This is a genomic window from Pseudomonas sp. SDO5215_S409 (genome assembly GCF_054071325.1).
In genome coordinates this window covers 195666-213993 of sequence record NZ_JBSVWN010000001.1, presented here as the reverse complement: position 1 = coordinate 213993, position 18328 = coordinate 195666, and the positions used below count along the sequence as shown (strand labels likewise).

15 protein-coding genes are annotated in these 18328 nt (G+C 61.8%); 12 read left to right on the top strand and 3 right to left on the bottom strand.

All coding sequences use genetic code 11. The annotated features are described in order from the left end of the window. Positions 1-25 precede the first annotated feature (25 nt). Positions 26-1669, top strand: a complete 1644-nt coding sequence (pgm, locus tag ACW9H9_RS00670; RefSeq protein WP_457340965.1) for a phosphoglucomutase (alpha-D-glucose-1,6-bisphosphate-dependent) — start codon at positions 26-28, stop codon at positions 1667-1669. A 42-nt stretch (positions 1670-1711) separates the two neighbouring features. On the opposite strand, the gene ACW9H9_RS00665 is transcribed toward pgm, so the two are convergent. Further along, positions 1712-2407 carry a pirin family protein gene (locus ACW9H9_RS00665; protein ID WP_457340966.1) on the bottom strand — a complete coding sequence of 232 codons (696 nt, stop codon included), beginning with the start codon at positions 2405-2407 and terminating at the stop codon, positions 1712-1714. Positions 2408-2623: 216 nt separating this feature from the next. Here ACW9H9_RS00665 and ACW9H9_RS00660 point away from each other — a divergent pair, with 216 nt between their 5' ends. Continuing rightward, positions 2624-5089 (top strand): UvrD-helicase domain-containing protein, encoded by a 2466-nt coding sequence (locus tag ACW9H9_RS00660; RefSeq protein ID WP_457340967.1) that lies wholly within the window; start codon positions 2624-2626, stop codon positions 5087-5089. Between the two features lie 5 nt (positions 5090-5094). Here ACW9H9_RS00660 and ACW9H9_RS00655 read toward each other — a convergent pair whose 3' ends face one another. Further along, entirely contained in the window at positions 5095-5367 is a 273-nt protein-coding gene (locus ACW9H9_RS00655; RefSeq protein ID WP_457340968.1) for a DUF1652 domain-containing protein, read from the bottom strand. 255 nt (positions 5368-5622) lie between these two features. Between ACW9H9_RS00655 and ACW9H9_RS00650 the strand changes: the two genes are divergently transcribed. From ACW9H9_RS00650 to ACW9H9_RS00635, 4 genes are read left to right on the top strand one after another with little or no spacing between them, the layout of a single operon-like run. Next, complete coding sequence (locus ACW9H9_RS00650; RefSeq protein ID WP_457340969.1) at positions 5623-6441, top strand: helix-turn-helix domain-containing protein; 819 nt, start codon at positions 5623-5625, stop codon at positions 6439-6441. Positions 6442-6489: 48 nt separating this feature from the next. Further along, entirely contained in the window at positions 6490-7896 is a 1407-nt protein-coding gene (locus tag ACW9H9_RS00645; RefSeq protein ID WP_457340970.1) for an NAD(P)/FAD-dependent oxidoreductase, read from the top strand. 28 nt (positions 7897-7924) lie between these two features. Next, positions 7925-8266 carry a cupin domain-containing protein gene (locus ACW9H9_RS00640; RefSeq protein WP_457340971.1) on the top strand — a complete coding sequence of 114 codons (342 nt, stop codon included), beginning with the start codon at positions 7925-7927 and terminating at the stop codon, positions 8264-8266. Between the two features lie 60 nt (positions 8267-8326). Beyond that, positions 8327-9406 carry a polyamine ABC transporter substrate-binding protein gene (locus ACW9H9_RS00635; RefSeq protein WP_457340972.1) on the top strand — a complete coding sequence of 360 codons (1080 nt, stop codon included), beginning with the start codon at positions 8327-8329 and terminating at the stop codon, positions 9404-9406. A 43-nt stretch (positions 9407-9449) separates the two neighbouring features. On the opposite strand, the gene ACW9H9_RS00630 is transcribed toward ACW9H9_RS00635, so the two are convergent. Then, positions 9450-10238 carry a response regulator transcription factor gene (locus ACW9H9_RS00630; protein ID WP_457340973.1) on the bottom strand — a complete coding sequence of 263 codons (789 nt, stop codon included), beginning with the start codon at positions 10236-10238 and terminating at the stop codon, positions 9450-9452. A 185-nt stretch (positions 10239-10423) separates the two neighbouring features. Between ACW9H9_RS00630 and ACW9H9_RS00625 the strand changes: the two genes are divergently transcribed. From ACW9H9_RS00625 to ACW9H9_RS00600, 6 genes are all read left to right on the top strand, one after another. After that, on the top strand, positions 10424-11788 hold the full coding sequence (locus ACW9H9_RS00625) for an APC family permease (RefSeq protein WP_457340974.1): 1365 nt from the start codon (positions 10424-10426) through the stop codon (positions 11786-11788). 9 nt (positions 11789-11797) lie between these two features. After that, positions 11798-12895 carry a DmpA family aminopeptidase gene (locus ACW9H9_RS00620; protein ID WP_457340975.1) on the top strand — a complete coding sequence of 366 codons (1098 nt, stop codon included), beginning with the start codon at positions 11798-11800 and terminating at the stop codon, positions 12893-12895. A 389-nt stretch (positions 12896-13284) separates the two neighbouring features. Then, positions 13285-14718 (top strand): serralysin family metalloprotease, encoded by a 1434-nt coding sequence (locus tag ACW9H9_RS00615; protein ID WP_457340976.1) that lies wholly within the window; start codon positions 13285-13287, stop codon positions 14716-14718. 68 nt (positions 14719-14786) lie between these two features. Further along, positions 14787-15161, top strand: a complete 375-nt coding sequence (locus tag ACW9H9_RS00610; RefSeq protein WP_457341093.1) for an AprI/Inh family metalloprotease inhibitor — start codon at positions 14787-14789, stop codon at positions 15159-15161. A gap of 105 nt (positions 15162-15266) precedes the next feature. Then, positions 15267-17018 carry a type I secretion system permease/ATPase gene (locus ACW9H9_RS00605; RefSeq protein WP_457340977.1) on the top strand — a complete coding sequence of 584 codons (1752 nt, stop codon included), beginning with the start codon at positions 15267-15269 and terminating at the stop codon, positions 17016-17018. Then, positions 17015-18328: an HlyD family type I secretion periplasmic adaptor subunit gene (locus ACW9H9_RS00600; protein WP_457340978.1), complete on the top strand. Its 1314-nt coding sequence runs from the start codon at positions 17015-17017 to the stop codon at positions 18326-18328. Before ACW9H9_RS00605 ends, ACW9H9_RS00600 begins: the two co-directional genes overlap by 4 nt.

Below are 18328 nucleotides of genomic sequence, written 5' to 3'. Positions count from 1 at the left end.
TCCTTCTCTTTTCCGAGGTTATTGCATGACTATCAGTCCTTTTGCGGGCAAGCCGGCACCAGCTCAACTGCTGGTAGACATCCCGCGACTGGTCACGGCCTATTACACCGGCCAGCCTGATGCAGCGATCTCCACCCAACGCGTGGCCTTTGGCACCTCCGGGCACCGTGGCAGTTCATTCGACCTGGGCTTTAACGAATGGCACGTGCTCGCCATCAGTCAGGCCATTTGCCTGTATCGCGAGGCCCACGGCATCGACGGGCCGCTGTTTGTTGGCCTGGACACCCACGCGCTGTCCACCCCGGCCGGCGCCAGTGCGCTGGAAGTGCTGGCGGCCAACGGCGTGCACGTGATGCTGGCCGAGGGCGACGAGTACACCCCGACGCCTGCGGTGTCCCACGCCATCATCTGCTACAACCGGGGTCGCACCCACGGTCTGGCGGACGGCATTGTGATCACGCCGTCGCACAACCCGCCGCAAAGTGGCGGCTACAAGTACAACCCGCCCAATGGCGGCCCGGCCGACACGCACGTCACCAAGTGGATCGAAGCCAAAGCCAACGAGCTGCTGGCCAATAAACTGGCCGGGGTCAAGCGCATGTCCTACGCACAGGCGCTGAAAGCCGACACCACCCACCGTCATGATTACCTCAACACCTACGTGGCCGACCTGATCAACGTGATCGACATGGACGCCATCCGCAGCGCCGGCCTGCGCCTGGGTGTCGACCCGTTGGGCGGAGCAGGGGTGCGCTACTGGTCGGCGATTGCCGAACATTACCGTTTGAACCTGGACGTGGTGAACACCGAAGTCGATTCGACATTCCGCTTCATGAGCGTCGACTGGGACGGCCAGATCCGCATGGACCCGTCCTCCAGCTACGCCATGCAAGGCCTGATCGGCCTCAAGGACCGTTTTGACGTGGCCTTCGCCTGCGACCCGGACCACGACCGCCATGGCATCGTCACCCCGTCGGGCGGCCTGTTGGCGCCGAACAACTACCTGGCGGTGTCCATCGACTACCTGTTCCAGAACCGCCCTCAGTGGCGCGCCGACGCGGCCGTGGGCAAGACCGTGGTCAGCAGCGGCTTGATCGACCGTGTGGCCAAGAATATTGGCCGACGCCTGTACGAAGTGCCGGTGGGGTTCAAATGGTTTGCCGACGGGCTGTTTGACGGCTCGCTCGGTTTTGGCGGTGAAGAAAGCGCCGGTGCGTCATTCCTGCGTAAAGATGGCAGCGTGTGGAGCACCGACAAAGACGGCCTGATCCCGGCCCTATTGGCCGCGGAAATGACCTCGCGCAAAGGCCTGGACCCGAGCCAGATCTACCGCGGGCTGACAGACGCCCTCGGCGAGCCTTTTGCCATTCGGGTGGACGCCAAGGCCACGCCTGCGCAAAAAGCCTTGCTCGGCAAATTGTCGCCGCAGCAGGTCACGTCCACGCAACTGGCGGGTGAAAGCATCCAGCAGATCCAAAGCCATGCGCCGGGCAATGACCAGGCCATTGGCGGGTTGAAGGTGATGACCGAAAACGGCTGGTTCGCCGCGCGGCCATCGGGCACCGAAGACATCTACAAGATCTACGCCGAGAGCTTTATCGGTGAAGATCACCTCAAGCAACTGGTGCAGGAAGCCCAGGTGTTGGTGGACGGCGCGATCAGCGCATAAGCCAACGGCAGCGGGGCGCTGGCGTACCAGCGCCTCGTTTGTTCAAGCCAGGTCGACCAGTACGATCTCGCTGTCTTCGACGGCGGTCACCCGCAAGACGTCCTCATCCGCCACGGCAACGCCGTCTCGTGCGTGTGCACGCACGCCATTGACATCAATCGCCCCGGTTGCGGGCACCAGGTACGCCCGGCGGCCTTTTTCCAGCCGGTATTCGGCGCTTTCCCCGGCTTTCAGGTTGGCTGCTACCAGGCGTGCATCGGCCCGGATGCGCAAGCTTTCCACGTCCCCGGATTTGCCGCTGGCCAGGGTCACGAAGCCTTCGCGGTCGTCTTTGGGAAACGGCTTGGCGCCCCACGATGGCGGCAGGCCTGCTTCGTCGGGAATGATCCAGATCTGGAAAATCGTCGTTGGCGTGTCTTCCAGGTTGTACTCGCTGTGGGCGATCCCGGTCCCGGCGCTCATCACCTGCACATCGCCAGCCTCGGTGCGGCCTTTGTTGCCCAGGTTGTCGGCATGGCTGATGGCGCCTTCGCGCACGTAGGTGATGATCTCCATGTCCTGATGCGGGTGCTGGGGGAACCCGGTGCCGGGTGCGATGATGTCGTCGTTCCAGACCCGCAAGTTGCCCCAGTGCATCCGTTTGGGGTCGTGGTACTGGGCGAAGGAAAAATGATGATGAGCATCCAGCCAACCGTGATGGGCCTTGCCCAGGGAGTTGAAAGGTCGAAGTTCAAGCATGATCGTCTCCTGTTGATGGGGCTTATCTTCCAACAGCGCCGAATCGATAAAAAGCGTAAAAAGTGCCGTGATCTTATCAGTTTTTTCGATGTTAAACCCTAGAGCCGGTCTTCACTTCATCGCCTAACTGCATGAGCGCAAAGCAATTGGCTGGAACTGGGCGTCGATTCCAGCGACCATAGCGCCCTTGTCAAAACCCGCCTCGCTGGAGTCCGCGTGCCGCAACACACCCCCGATCTGCCTCCCCAATTGCGGCCGCTGGCCGACATGCCCTTGTTGAAACGGCTCGCCGCACGCCTGTTTGGCCACGGCCTGACGCGTCTGCGTGCCCAGCACCGGTTCTCGTGGCTGCACGGCCAGGCTGACGGATTTCGCAGTGGGCATGAGGCGGGCGTGGAGTACGGCTACCGCGAGGGCCATGCGGACGGTATCGAGAAAGGCCGCCAGGTTTTGTTGATTCGCGACTTTCGTCCGGATGAGCACCGCGCACCGGGCGTGGACGATGCCCTGTTCGACGATTGGCGCCTGCCGCTCACCGCCGAACTCAAAAAGCGTATCAAGGCCGACGTGGCGCGCCTGTTGCCCGCGCACGCCCAGCCGAGCGCGGCGCAGTGGAAGATGATCTTCAGCGACACGCCGTCGACATCGGTCATTGCTGGCGCCGGTGCCGGCAAGTCCACCTCGCTGGTGTTGCGTATTTTGCTGCTCACCCATTACCTGGGGTTTGAGCTGAGTTCGATGACCGTGGTGACATTCACCCGCGAATCGCGCAAAGACTTCATCGCCAAGCTCATGGAGATCTTCGGGTTATGGGGCCAGCCCTTGGCTATCAACGAAGCCCAGGCGGTGGTGCGCACGTTTCATTCACGCATTTTGCCCATGGTGCGCAGCCTGCCGGGCTTTGAGCGCTTGCAGGCGTTCGAGAACCTTGGCGCGCGCGCCGACGCCGGGTTTGATGAGGCCGACAGCAACCCGTTTGAATTGCGCATCAACGAGGCCCAGCGCCAGCAACTGAATGCCTGTTACCACCGCTTGCACGCGCGCCATGAGCGCTTTCGCGAGCTGATCGCGCCGCTGGCACGCCACGCGTTACAGCTCAAGGCGCTTGAGCGCGACCACCCGGACGTGCAAAAGCGCATCGCCGTCACCGAGCTTGCGGCCAAGCGCGATGAAGACCTGTGCGATGTGATCGAAGACCTGTGGTTTCGCGCCGGTGCCTGGCCGATCAAGGGCATCGAGCCCAATCGCCAGACATTCGATATCAACGGCTCGGTGTTCCATTGCCACGGCTATATCGCCGAGCTGGATGCCTGGGTCGTGCTGGGCTTTGACCCGGGAGCAAACGCGCAGATCACGCGGCCGGGCGCCAAGTTGTCTGTGCGCGCAGAGTGGGCGGTCAAGCGCACGTTGTTTCAAGCTTTTTGCCGTAAGCCATTGATATGGCTAGACAGTTACGAATCGTCCAAGCATCTTTTAAGCAGCCTGGCCGCCGACGCAAGCGCAGGTCCCGGCTTTGATTACAAGGTCAAGGGCGAACTGACTTCGGCGCCGTTGCTGGACAGTTTTGTGGCTGCGGCCACGTTTATTGAAAACCTCGGGCTGGACGTGCCCACGGCTGTGGGGCGCATGAGCTTTGCCAAGGATGATCCGGACCGGTTCTTTTTTGAAGCGCTGAGCATTTTCTGGAAGGCCCTGGAAGACCACTTGCTGGACCAGTCGCCCCCGGTCATGACCTATAACCGCATGTTTTCGCTGTTTGGCGAAAACACCCCGGAAAACTTCAAGCTGCTGAGCGATGCGCTGTTGCGGCCGCTGTCACACCTGATGATCGACGAATTCCAGGACGTCTCGCCGCAGATCGTGTCGTGGCTTCGTGCCAGCCTGCGTGAAATCCGCAGTCGAGGGCCGTCCATGCACGTGGGGCGCGGCGCGCAGCGCTCCTCGCTGCTGTGTGTGGGCGATGACTGGCAGTCGATCTATGGCTGGCGGGGCAGTTCGCCTCATTACTTTATGGCGTTCAACAACGAGTTTGTGTCGCCCAGCACCACGCGGGTGATGTTGGCCGAGAACTACCGCAGCCATCAGCATGTGATCGATGCCGCGGAACACATCGTCAAGGCCGCGCCAGCCATCAGTGGCAAAAAGGCCAAGGCCAGCGGGGCGCCCAAGGCGTTGGTGCCGGTGGCGGTGCTCGATCGCGACGATGCTGCCTTGGCGCGCCAGCTGGAGCAGCATTATCAGCAAGGCGATTCGGTGTTAATGCTGTATCGAAAAAGTAGCGATAAGCTATTGATTCAAGAGCATATTAAGTCGGTAGTTAATGTGGATTCTAGCTTGTCGCCTGCCTTGCGTCGCCTCAAACAGCTGACCTATCACAGCGCCAAAGGGTTGCAAGCGGATGCCGTGTTCCTGCTGGGCGATTGCCAGCACCTGACCAGCTCGCCGTACAAAAACCAGGTTTATCGCATGGCCGGGCTGGGCAAGGACGGCGACGCCGAGCCCTACGACAGCGCGCAGCGCGACGAGGTGCTGCGGCTGGCCTATGTGGGCATTACCCGGGCAGTGAGCCATTGCTATTGGTATGTCGAAGGCCAGGATGGCGGCACTGCAAAAGTGCCGAAGGCCTCAGACCGGGTGGCGCAAGACAAACCGTTCTTTGATGATCGGCGCGCCAAGAAGTAATGGGTTCAGGCGCGCAAGGAGTGCGGCGGTACAAACGATTCCAGCTCGTCCTCGACCGCTTCGATGATGCGCTCTACGTCGCTGGCGTTCATGACCGTGGCGCAAGGGATGCCGGCGATGGCGATCAGGGTTTCTCCGCTGGCGCGGTCGAACAGGCGGGCGATCATACTGCCGGGCGCGTCCATGCTCGCCTCAAAACCCATGGGGTGAAAATGCCAGCGCATCAGCTGGCAGGCATTGGGAAAGGTCACTTTGTTCATGTTGCCCACCTTGTTCATTGAGCGCTTCCTTTAGCTCGCGGCAGGGGCGCCAGGTCGTCTCGGATACTGGCAGCGTGAAGGCTTAAAATAGCACTCGTTCGCACCTGGCATTGCAGTTTTTTTGCGCCCTCTGGCCGTTGTCCCCGGGAAGTTTGATGTCCGTCATGTCCTACGCGATTCGGGGCAAATGGCCATTACTCAAACTGTCAATTGGCCATTGAATCGCTTGTGAAAGTTCGGCAAGCTCCGGGGTTTACCGTTGCAGAGCCTGCCATGCCCAACATCGCTGTGGACGATGACGCCCGGCAAACCCAAGCCACCGGCGAACTCGTGCTGCGCCACCACCTGTGCTGGAAACACCGGGACCTGGACGGCGTCATGTCCTACTACCATCGGCAGATCCAGTACCACGATTTCTTCCAGAACCGTGTCGTGGGTTTCGACGAGTTGCGTGAGTACCTGCGCGCCAGCATGCCGCGTGGCCCCGACGAAGCCATCGAACACACCGACCGCATTCGCGCCGATGGCGATACGGCGTTCATCCAGTACCGCATCACCCTGCGCGGCGGCCAGGGCCTGGTGTCGTTTCGCACCAGCGAAGCCATCACCGTGCGCGACGGCCTGATCTGGCGCGTCAATGAGTACGCCTCCCTGGTGCACGAACAGCCGGGCACCCGCGCTGAAACCCTGCGGCCCACCGTCAGCCGCCTGGGCTTGTCGCCTCAGCAGTTGAGCTACATGGCCAACGACCTGCAGCAGTATTTCCAGCGTCAGCAACCTTACCTCGACCCCGAGCTGGACCTGCAACGGGTGGCCAAGGAATGCGGTTACAGCCGCAATCAGATCTCCTACCTGCTCAACCAGGTGCTGGGCCAGAGCTTTTACCGCTACGTCAACCAGGCCCGCCTGCACCACCTGCTCGCGGCGCTGGACCAGGCGAGGCCGCCGATCCGTATCGATGAGCTGGCCTTTGCCGCGGGCTTCAATTCGCTGTCGGCGTTCTACAGCTGCTTTCGCCAGCACACCGGGTTGTCACCCAAGGCCTACGTCAAACAAATTTCCCTGCGTGCACGCGCGCAAGACAGCCCCTGAGGCCAGGCCCTAGGATCGCGCCATCGAGACAAGGTGATGGAGTTCGGCATGCCGGCATGGCGCAATATCAGTTTATGGATGGACCAGCTTGAAGAGCCGCTGGTGGCACGCCCGTCGCTGGAACAGGACCTGGACGTCAATGTCGCCATCATCGGCGCGGGTTACACGGGCCTGTGGACCGCCTACTACCTCAAGCGCCTGGCGCCCGAGCTGAACATTGCCATCATCGAAGCGCAAACCGCCGGTTTCGGCGCGTCTGGCCGCAATGGTGGCTGGCTCATGGGCAACCTGCTGGGCGAAGACCGCCTGCTCGCCGGGCTGTCACCGCAGCAGCGCCAGGCCTCTTACGCGTTGTTGCACGGCATTCCCGATGAAGTGGGCAGCGTCCTGGAACGCGAAGGCATCCAGTGCGATTACCGCAAAGGTGGCGTGCTGTATTGCGCGGCGCGCTACCCCGAGCAAGAAGCCACCTTGCGCGCCTACCTGGCCAAGCTGCATGGCCAGGGCCTGACCGACGACGATTACCGCTGGCTCAACCCCAAGCAATTGGCCGAACAGGTCCGTATCGCCAAGCCCTACGGCGGCATCTTTGCTTCCCACGTGGCCACCATTCATCCGGCCAAGCTGGTGCGCGGCCTGGCGCGGGTGGTCGAGGCCATGGGCGTGCGCATCTACGAAAACAGCGCCGTCACCCATTGGCAGTCCGGCAGCCTGCGCACGGCCAAGGCGTCGGTGCGCGCCTCGTGGGTGGTGCCTGCGGTGGAGGGCTACGCCAACACCCTGGCCCTGTTGGGGCGTTATCAGTTGCCGGTGCAAAGCCTGATTGTCGCCACCGAGCCATTGCCAGTCAGCACCTGGGACGAAATCGGCCTGAACCGTGGCCAGGCATTTGGCGAAAGCAGCCGCCAGGTCACCTATGGGCAACGCTCGGCAGACAACCGCCTGATTTTCGGGGCGCGCGGGGGCTATCAATTTGCTGGCAAGCTGCGCCATGACTTCGACCTCACCGACAGTGAAGTGCAACTGCGCCGTTACCTGTTCGGCGAGCTGTTCCCGCAGCTTAAAAAGGTGCGTATCACCCATTCCTGGGGCGGTAACCTGGGCATGTCGCGGCGTTTCCATCCGCACATGCTCTGCGACCCGAGCACCGGTATCGCCCTGGCGGGCGGTTATGGCGGGGAGGGCGTGGGCGCCACGCACTTGGCGGGCCGTACGCTGGCCGACCTGATCCTGGGCCGCGACACCGCCCTGGTCCAGCAACCCTGGGTGTTCAACGGCCAAGGCCCGAGCGTGCTCAAGGCCTGGGAGCCAGAACCCTGTCGTTGGCTAGGCTACAACGCGATCATTCGCAGTTTTGTCCACGAAGACCAGGTGCTGGCCAACCCCAACACCGCCCCCTGGCGGCGCAAGCTGGCCAGCGGGATCGCGGGCTTCATGGAAGGCTTCATGCACTAAGGCGTTTCATTTCAATAAGGGAAAACCGATGAGCATCACCCAATTCAAAGACACCTTGAGCGCCCACCTGCCGGACTCATCCCCCGTGGCCGTGCCCTTGAGCGACGTGGTGGCCGTGGCCTCGACCTTGAGCGTGGAGCGTAGCGACGGCGTCGAAACCGGCATCTGGGAATGCACCCCCGGGCGCTGGCGTCGGCAGATCGTGTCGCAAGAGTTCTGCCACTTCATCAAGGGCCGCTGCACCTTCACCCCCGACAACGGTGAAACCGTCCATATACAAGCCGGTGATGCACTGATGTTACCGGCCAACAGCACCGGTATCTGGGACATCCAGGAAACCGTGCGCAAGACCTACGTATTGATCCTCTGACGTTCTGATCTTTGATCGCCTGCCATAAAAACAGCCCTAAAACCGCCAGGAAATCGAACCATGAAACCCATTGCCCTGTTGCCCCTGTTGTTTGTCGCCGGTCTGAGCCAGGCCGCCGAAACGGTGAAAATCTATAACTGGTCGGACTACATCGCGCCGGACACCTTAAAGCACTTTCAGGCGGACACCGGCGTGGTGCCCACCTATGACGTGTACGACAGCAACGAAACCCTGGACGGCAAGTTGATGACGGGCAATTCGGGGTACGACGTGGTGTTCCCGTCCAACCATTTCATGGCCCGGCAGATCCAGGGCGGTGCGTTGAAAAAACTCGACAAGAGCCAGTTGCCCAACTGGAAAAACCTCAACCCGGTGCTGCTCAAGGCCCTGGAAAACAACGACCCGGGCAACGCCCACGGTTTTCCGTACCTGTGGGGCAGCACAGGCATTGGCTACAACATCGACAAGGTCAAGGCGGTACTTGGCGACAACGCGCCAGTGGACTCCTGGGACCTGATCTTCAAGCCCGAGAACATGCAAAAGCTGCAAAAGTGTGGGGTGGCGATCCTCGACAACGGCCCCGAACTGTTGCCCGCAGCCCTGAATTACCTGGGTTTGGCGCCCCACAGCAAAAAGCCTGAGGACTACAAAAAAGCCGAAGACCTGCTGATGAAGGTGCGGCCTTATGTGGCGTACTTCCATTCCTCCAAATACACCGCCGACCTGGCCAACGGCGACATCTGCGTGGCGGTCGGTTTTTCCGGCGACATCCTGCAAGCCGAAAGCCGCGCCAAGGAAGCCAAGAACGGTGTGAACATCGGCTACAACATTCCCAAGGAAGGCGCCGCGATCTGGTTTGACATGGTCGCCATGCCCGTCGACGCACCTGACGAGAAGGCCGGTTACGCCTACATGAACTACCTGCTGCGCCCGGACGTGATGGCTGGCATCACCAACTACGTGCACTACGCCAACGGTAACGCGGCGGCAGACAGCCTCGTGGACCCTGCGATCAAAAGCGACACCAAGGTGTACCCAAGCCCCGAAATGATGGGCAAATTGTTTGCCCTGGAAGCCATGCCGCTGAACATTGACCGGGTGCGCACACGCGTCTGGAACACCATTCGCACCGGCCGCTGACACTCACCCGTTCACCACCCACATCCCCTGGTGGTGAGCGGGCTCAGGGGTTTTCCAGGTCGTGCCCCAGCGACTGGATAAACAACGCAAACAGCTCCGGCTGCGAGGCGATATCGAGCTTGGCGTACACATGGCGCCTGTGCACCTTGACGGTGTCCGGCGAGATGCCCAGCCGTTCGGCCATGGCCTTGGATGAAAACCCGCGCAACACCAACCGGGCGATTTCCAGCTCGCGCTCCGACAACACACCGCTGCCAAACTGCCCCAGTGCATCGCGGATCTGGTTGGCCATGGGCACCGGCGCCGTGCGGGTGCTTTGCTGCCAGTGTTGTTGCATCAAGGGCAGCACCCAGGCCGAGAGCATCGTCATCAAGCCCGTCTGCTCGGCGCTGAAGCGCTGCTGCATGCCCAGCGACAACGACAACGCGCCCACCCCCGGCAGTTGCAGGATGAACTGCAGCTCATCCTCCAGCACGTTGTCGTGGAAGTAATTGAGGAAGTACTCGCTCTGGCGAAAGTGGTCCGGCGCCACTTCTTCCAGGCGGTACACGCCGCTGGCATCCCCTTCGCGGCAGGCCTGAAAAAACGGATCGAGCAGGTAAAGACCGTTGAGGTAAACCAGCATCGACGCCGGTTTGCTGCTTGGCTGCGCGTCGTATTCCTCCAACGCCTGGGGCGGCCCGTGCAGCGGATAGAAAATCGCCAGCGCGTTATCGAACGGCAGGCATTGATGCAGCAACAACACCAGGTGTTTCCAGAACCGCTCGGTGCCGATGTGCGTGACGGTGCGGCCCAGGCCCGCGTGCAGGCCGACTTCGCTGAACAGGCTCATGGCCGCTCCAGTGCAAAGAACAGGGCGCAAGGGTTCGGCTTTTGGCGGGTGTCGTCAAGGGGAGTACGCCAATAGGGGAATTGGCTGACATAAACATAGCGTTTAGTTTCGTCACCATTCGGTGGGCGTCTTGCCCCGTGTTTCGTTTCTGCCTCACACCAAGAACAACGAAAGAGGATGACGATATGAGCACTTCTCCCGCGCCCAACGGCGTGTTGAAACCCCCCCTGAGCGTGTTCGACGTAGTGGCCATCACCGTTTCGGCAGCGACCCCGGCCAGTTCGGTGTTTGTGATCGCGCCGTTTGCCATTCAGCAGGCGGGCAGCGGGATGTTTCTGGCCTTTGTCGCGGCCGGGCTGCTGGCGTTGATGTTCGCCTACTGTTACGCCGAGCTGGGCCGCGCCCACAACAGCGCGGGCGGCGAATACGTGTACGCCAAGCGGGTGTTTGGCGGCATGGCGGGTTATGCCACGTTTCTGACCGTGCTGGTGATGCTGTTGTTTATCCCGCCGGTACTGGCCACCGGCGCGGCCACCTACCTCAATAACGCGCTGGGCACGCAGTTCGACGCGCAAACCGTGGCCCTGGCCATCGTGGTGTGCAGCTATGGCCTGGGCATCCTCAATATCAAGCTCAACGCCTGGATCACCGGCAGTTGCCTGTTGCTGGAAGTGGCAGCGCTGCTGGTGATCGTGGTGCTCGGGTTCGGCAACCCGGTGCAGCCGGTGAGCGTGTTGCTGCAACCGCAGATCGTCGAAAACGGCGCCCTGCACCTGGCGTCCTGGACGTTGGTGATTGGCGCGGTCGGCATTGGCCTGTTTTCCTACAACGGTTACGGCTCGGCCGTGGTGCTGGCCGAAGACATGAAATGCGCGGGCCTCGGCGTGCCCAAGGCCGTGCTCTGGTCACTGGCGTTGGTGGTGGCGATCGAACTGGTGCCCATCAGCGCCTTGTTGATCGGCGCGCCGTCCCTGAGCGCAATGATCAGCAGCCCCGACCCCATCGGCTACCTGCTGACCAGCCACGGTAACGACACCCTGGCACGGCTGGTCAGTGCCGGGATCTTTCTGTCGGTGTTCAACGCCATTATCGCCATCGTCATCCAGATCGGCCGGGTGGTGTTCAGCAGTGGGCGCGATGCGTTGTGGACGCCCGCCATCAATCAATGCTTTACCCGCATCCACCCGCGCTGGGGCTCGCCGTGGCTGGCCACATTGTTTTTGGCGGTGCCGTCGGCGGTGCTCAGTTTCAGCTCGAACCTTGAGGCCCTGACGTCTTTCAGCGTATTGCTGATCATGCTGGTGTACCTGATCGTGGCCCTTTGCGCGTTACTGAGCCGGGTACTGCTGCGCGATCGGGCGCACCCATATCGCATGCCCGCGTGGCCGATGCCGGCGTTGCTGGCGGTGGCGGGGGCCGGTTACCTGTTGTTCGAGCAGGTCCTGGCGGCCAGCGCGCGGGACATCATGATGATCACCGGCCTGCTGGCACTGTCGGTGATCCTGTATTGCATCAGCGGCCGGTTCAGCCCGGCGTTTCAGAAACTGTAAGGAGAGGTTATGCGTGCACGTCAATTGGGCATCACCGTCGGGACGGGAACGCCCGGCGAATGGAATGCCATCACCGATGTCCCGGGCGTTCGGGTGGGCCACAGCACCATTAAGACCTGCATCGACGGCAAGCAGGTGCGCACCGGCGTCACCGCCATCCAGCCCCGGGCGGGGGCTGCGCGCGAGCAGCCGTGTTTTGCTGGCTATCACGTGCTCAACGGCAACGGCGATGCCACAGGCCTTGAGTGGGTGCGCGAGGCGGGCCTGTTGACCACGCCCGTGGCGATCACCAACACCCACAGCGTGGGCATGGTGCGCGACACACTGATCGCCCTGGAGCGCGAAAGCCTGGCAGACCCGGCGGTGTACTGGTGCATGCCGGTGGTGATGGAAACCTACGACGGCCTGCTCAACGACATCTGGGGCCAGCACGTGGGCCCCGAACATGTGCGTGAGGCCTTGGCCGACGCCAACACCGGCGCCGTGGTGGAAGGCGCGGTGGGCGGCGGCACCGGGATGATCTGCCATGAGTTCAAGGGCGGTATCGGCACGGCCTCGCGGCGGTTGCCAGCAGAGCAGGGCGGCTGGACCGTGGGCGTGCTAGTGCAGGCCAACCACGGCAAGCGCCGCGAGCTGCGGGTCGACGGTTACCCGGTGGGGCGCCATTTGATGGGCATTGCTTCACCGTTCGCCGAGCGCGGCACGCCGGGCATGGGCTCGATCGTGGTGATCCTCGCCACCGACGCGCCTTTGCTGCCCCATCAATGCCAGCGCCTGGCGCAACGAGCCTCGATCGGCATCGCCCGCACGGGGGGCGGCACCGAAGACTCCAGTGGCGACCTGTTCCTGGCGTTCGCCACCGGCAACCGCGATTTACCGGCGGCCGACTACAACCGTAAGGGGTTAGCCTTTTGCACGCCGCTGGAAATGGTCAATAACGATCACATCTCGCCGTTGTTCAGCGCGGCGGCAGAGGCGGTCGAAGAAGCGATCATTAATGCGATATTGGCCGGTGAAGACATGAGCACCGACAAGGGGGTGTGCGTACCCGGGCTGACGGCGCCCACTTTGCTCGACGCATTGGGCCATACGGGGTGGAAAGTTTAATAACGTTATTGCAGTTGTCCCGGTTAACAGGGGCAACTGTTTAGATGATGGCTATTCAATATTATCGGTAATAACGCTGCGCCGTGTAAGTGTATTAATTCGGCCGATTGGATCCATTTTAAAGGGCGGCGGTTTAGCAGTATTTAATATTTAAATACGTGACTTGCCAGTCGTTGTTAAAGACGCGCTGGCGAGCACGTAAATATTGAGTTTTGTTTGCAGGGCTTATTCGGCAAGAGACTTTTTACACCTTAAAAAGTGCTGGACGAGTCATTTCAGGATGTGTCAGCTTTTCTCCGCCTTCATAAGAGGCGAGTGTCAGGACGCTCTCGCCCGAGAACGTCTTGGCGGACAACAACTGTTCCACCTGCAAACAAGGAAGTGTGTTTATGTCAAAAGTAAAAGACAAAGCTATTGTTTCGGCGGCGCAAGCAAGTTCTGCCTTTTCACAAATCGATAGCTTTCTCCATCAATACGACCGTGGCGGCAACCTCACGGTCAACGGCAAGCCCTCGTTCAGCATTGACCAGGCCGCCGACCACCTGCTGCGTGATCACGCCGCCTACCGGGACGTCAACGGCAACGGCAAGATCGACCTCACCTACACCTTCCTGACCTCGGCCACCACGGCGACCATGAACAAGCATGGTATCTCCGGGTTCAGCCAGTTCAATGCCCAGCAGAAAGCACAGGCCGTACTGGCCATGCAATCGTGGGCGGATGTGGCCAACGTCACCTTCACCGAGAAAGCCTCGGGCGGTGACTACCATATGACCTTTGGTAACTACAGCGGCGGCCAGGCTGGCGCTGCGGCTTTTGCCTACCTGCCAGGGAATGGCGCGGGCTACGACGGTGCTTCCTGGTACCTGACCAACAACAGCTACCAGGTAAACCTGACGCCGGGCGTCAACAACTACGGCCGGCAGACCCTGACCCACGAGATCGGCCACACCCTGGGCCTGGCGCACCCTGGCGACTACAACGCCGGGACCGGCAACCCGTCCTACAAGGACGCGGACTACGGGCAAGACACTCGCGGCTACAGCGTCATGAGCTACTGGAGCGAGAGCAACACCAACCAGAACTTCAGCAAAGGCGGCGTCGAGGCGTATTCCTCCGGCCCGCTGATCGACGACATCGCGGCGATCCAGAAGCTCTACGGCGCCAACTACAGCACCCGTGCCGGTGACACCACCTACGGCTTCAACTCCAACACCGGGCGCGACTACCTCAGCGCCACATCATCGGCCGACAAGCTGGTGTTTTCGGTGTGGGATGGTGGCGGCAACGACACCCTGGACTTCTCCGGTTTTACCCAAAACCAGAAGATCAACCTCAATGAAGGCTCGTTCTCCGACGTTGGCGGCCTGGTGGGTAACGTCTCCATCGCCAAGGGTGTCACCGTGGAAAACGCCATCGGCGGTTCGGGCAACGACCTGCTGATCGGCAACAACGCCGACAACGTGCTCAAAGGCGGTGCCGGTAACGACATCATCTACGGCGGCGGCGGTGCGGACCAACTGTGGGGCGGTTCGGGCAACGATATTTTCGTGTACGGGGCAGTCTCCGATTCGCGTCCGGGTGCATCGGACAAGATCTTCGACTTCACCACCGGCGCCGACAAGATCGACCTGACCGGCATCACCAAAGGCGCAGGCCTGACCTTCGTCAATGCCTTCACCGGGCATGCGGGCGATGCAGTTCTGTCCTACGCTTCGGGCACCAACCTGGGCACTTTGGCGGTGGATTTCTCTGGGCACGGCGTGGCGGATTTCCTCGTCACCACCGTCGGCCAGGCAGCGGTCAGCGACATCGTGGCGTGATCCAGGCATAAAGGAGCGCGGCGCGGGTGCGCCGCGTTCTGCCCTTGCATCCACCCCTTGAACGGGCGATGGTGATGAGCGTAGTGATTAAACGGGTTGCCTGGTGTGTCCAGGCGTTGTTTCTTTTGGCAGGAGCCACAGCAATGGCAAGCAGTCTGCTTTTACCTTCCACCGCACAACTGGCCGGGCACTGGCAGTTGCGCCAGCAAGACCAGGTGTGCGCCCTGGACCTGGTCGAACAGGCCAGCGCCCTGACCGGTGACCTGGCGTGCGCCGAACAATGGCTGGGGGACAAACCCTTGAGTTGGTCCCCTACACCGGACGGCCTCTGGTTAATGAATGCCGAAGGCACTGGCATTACCCATTTCAATCGCCAGAACGAAGGCGAATATGAAGCCCGTGCCAAATCCGGTCGGGTATTGGCGTTACACCGCGTGCCCTGAGGGCACTGTTATTTTCCGCTTATTGGATTGAACGGTTTGCCTGTCCCTTAAATAGGGGCCAGCGCAAACTATTGCGCGTATTTTGTTCAGGGACGATCAGGCAACATGGCGAAGACCCCCCCCGTTGCACCGTTGTTTAAAGCGCTGGGTGATTATAAAAGTACCTTGATCAGCATCGGCTGTTTTACCGCCTTGATTAATGTGCTGATGCTGGTGCCCTCGATCTATATGTTGCAAGTGTACGACCGCGTACTGTCGTCACAGAACGAAACCACGCTGGTGATGTTGACGCTGATGGTGGTGGGTTTCTTTGCCTTTATTGGCGTGCTGGAAGTTATTCGCAGTTTTATCGTGATCCGTATCGGCAGCCAACTGGAACGGCGCTTCAACTTGCAGGTGTACAAGGCCGCGTTCGAGCGCAACCTGCAACGGGGCGAAGGCCATGCCGGGCAGTCGTTGGGCGACCTGACCCATATCCGCCAGTTCCTCACCGGGCCTGCTCTGTTCGCGTTTTTCGACGCGCCGTGGTTTCCGGTCTACCTGTTTGTGATCTTTTTGTTCAACGTCTGGCTGGGCGTACTGGCCAGCGCGGGCGCCGTGTTGTTGATTGCCCTGGCGTGGCTCAACGAGTCCCTGACCAAAAAACCGTTAAGCGAAGCCAGCGGGTACTCGCAACAGTCCACCCAATTGGCCACCAGCCACCTGCACAACGCCGAAACCATCCAGGCCATGGGCATGCTCGCTGCGCTGCGCACGCGCTGGTTCGGCGTGCATTCGCGCTTTCTGGGCCTGCAAAACAAGGCCAGCGACACCGGCTCCATCGTCACCTCGCTGAGCAAAAGCCTGCGCCTGTGCCTGCAATCGCTGGTGCTGGGCCTGGGCGCCTTGTTGGTGATCAAGGGCGACATGACCGCCGGGATGATGATCGCAGGTTCCATCCTGATGGGCCGGGTACTGAGCCCCATCGACCAGTTGATTGCCGTGTGGAAGCAATGGAGCGCGGCCAAGCTGGCGTATCGGCGCCTGGATGAGTTGCTCGGCGAGTTTCCCGCGCACCTTGAGCACATGGCGTTGCCTGCGCCTCAAGGCCAGGTGAGTTTCGAGCAGGTCAGCGCAGGCCCGCCGGGCAAGCGTGTGGCGACCTTGCAGCAGGTCAGCTTCAGCCTGGCCGCCGGTGAAGTGCTGGGCGTGCTCGGCGCCTCGGGGTCGGGCAAGTCCACCCTGGCCCGCGTGCTGGTGGGGGTGTGGCCTACGCTTGCGGGCACGGTGCGCCTGGACGGCGCGGACATTCACCGCTGGAACCGCGATGACCTGGGGCCCCATATCGGCTACTTGCCGCAAGACATCGAACTGTTCAGCGGCAGCATCGCCGACAACATCGCACGCTTCAGCCAGCCCGATCCGGACAAAGTCGTGCACGCCGCACGCCAGGCCGGGGTCCACGAACTGATCCTGCGCTTGCCCCAGGGCTACGACACCGTGCTGGGCGATTCGGGCAACGGCCTCTCCGGTGGCCAAAAACAACGCGTGGCCCTGGCCCGGGCGCTGTACGGCGCGCCGCGGCTGATCGTGCTCGACGAACCCAACTCCAACCTCGACACCGTGGGCGAGGCCGCGCTGGCCAGCGCCATCATGCAGATGAAAGCGCAGGGCAGCAGCGTGATCCTGGTGACGCACCGCTCCTCGGCCTTGGCCCAGGCCGACAAGCTGCTGGTGCTCAACGAAGGCCGCCTGCAAGCCTTCGGCCCGAGCCAGGACGTGCTGCGTGCACTGTCCGGGCAACAGGAAGCCCCCCGGGAAAAAGCAGGCGTGAGCCTGAGTCGCCAGTACACAGCCGGAAGGAATCCAGGCGCATGAGCAACCTTGAACTCACCCACGAATACGAACAACGCGGCGCCGGTTTTTTTGTGCGCATGGGCTGGCTGCTGACCCTGGTGGGCGCCGGCGGTTTTTTCCTGTGGGCCAGCCTGGCGCCGCTGGACCAGGGCATTCCCGTGCAGGGCACCGTGGTGGTGTCGGGCAAGCGCAAGGCCGTGCAAACCTTGAGCCCCGGTGTGGTCAGCCGGATTCTGGTGCGCGAAGGCGAAGCCGTTAAACAGGGCCAGCCGCTGTTTCAGCTCGACCAGACGCAAAGCCAGGCCGACGTGCAGTCGCTGCAAGCCCAATACCGCCTGGCCTGGGCCAGCGTGGCCCGTTGGCAGAGCGAGCGCGATAACCGCTCAAGCATCGTGTTTCCGGCCGAGCTGAGCGCCAGCCCCGACCCGGCCCTGGCGCTGGTGCTGGAAGGCCAGCGCCAACTGTTCAGCAGCCGCCGCGATGCCTTTGCCCGCGAGCAGGCGGGCATCCGCGCCAACATCGACGGCGCCACCGCGCAGCTTAATGGCATGCGCCGTGCCCGCACCGATCTGACCGCCCAGGCACAGTCCCTGCGTGACCAGTTGGCCAACCTGCAACCCCTGGCCGACAACGGCTACATCCCGCGCAACCGCCTGCTGGACTACCAGCGCCAACTGTCCCAGGTGCAACAGGACCTGGCCCAGAACACTGGCGAAAGCGGGCGCGTGGAGCAGGGCATCGTCGAGTCACGCCTGAAGCTGCAACAACATGGCGAGGAATACCAAAAAGAGGTGCGCAGCCAGTTGGCCGACGCCCAGTTGCGCAGCCTGACGCTGGAGCAGCAACTGACCTCGGCCGGTTTCGACCTGCGCCACAGCGAAATCACTGCGCCCGCCGATGGCATCGCCGTCAACCTGGGCGTGCACACCGAAGGCGCGGTGGTGCGCGCCGGTGAAACCCTGCTGGAAATCGTGCCCCAGGGCACGCGCCTGGAGGTGGAAGGGCGCCTGCCGGTGAACCTGGTGGACAAGGTTGGCACGCACCTGCCGGTAGACATCCTCTTCACCGCCTTCAACCAGAGCCGCACCCCCCGCGTGCCCGGGGAAGTCAGCCTGATCTCGGCCGACCAGATGCTGGATGAAAAAACCGGCGCGCCGTACTACGTGCTGCGCACCACCGTCAGCGACGGGGCCCTGGAAAAACTCCATGGCCTGGTGATCAAGCCCGGCATGCCTGCCGAGATGTTTGTGCGCACCGGCGAGCGTTCCCTGCTCAATTACCTGTTCAAGCCGCTGCTGGACCGTGCCGGTTCCGCGCTGACCGAGGAATGA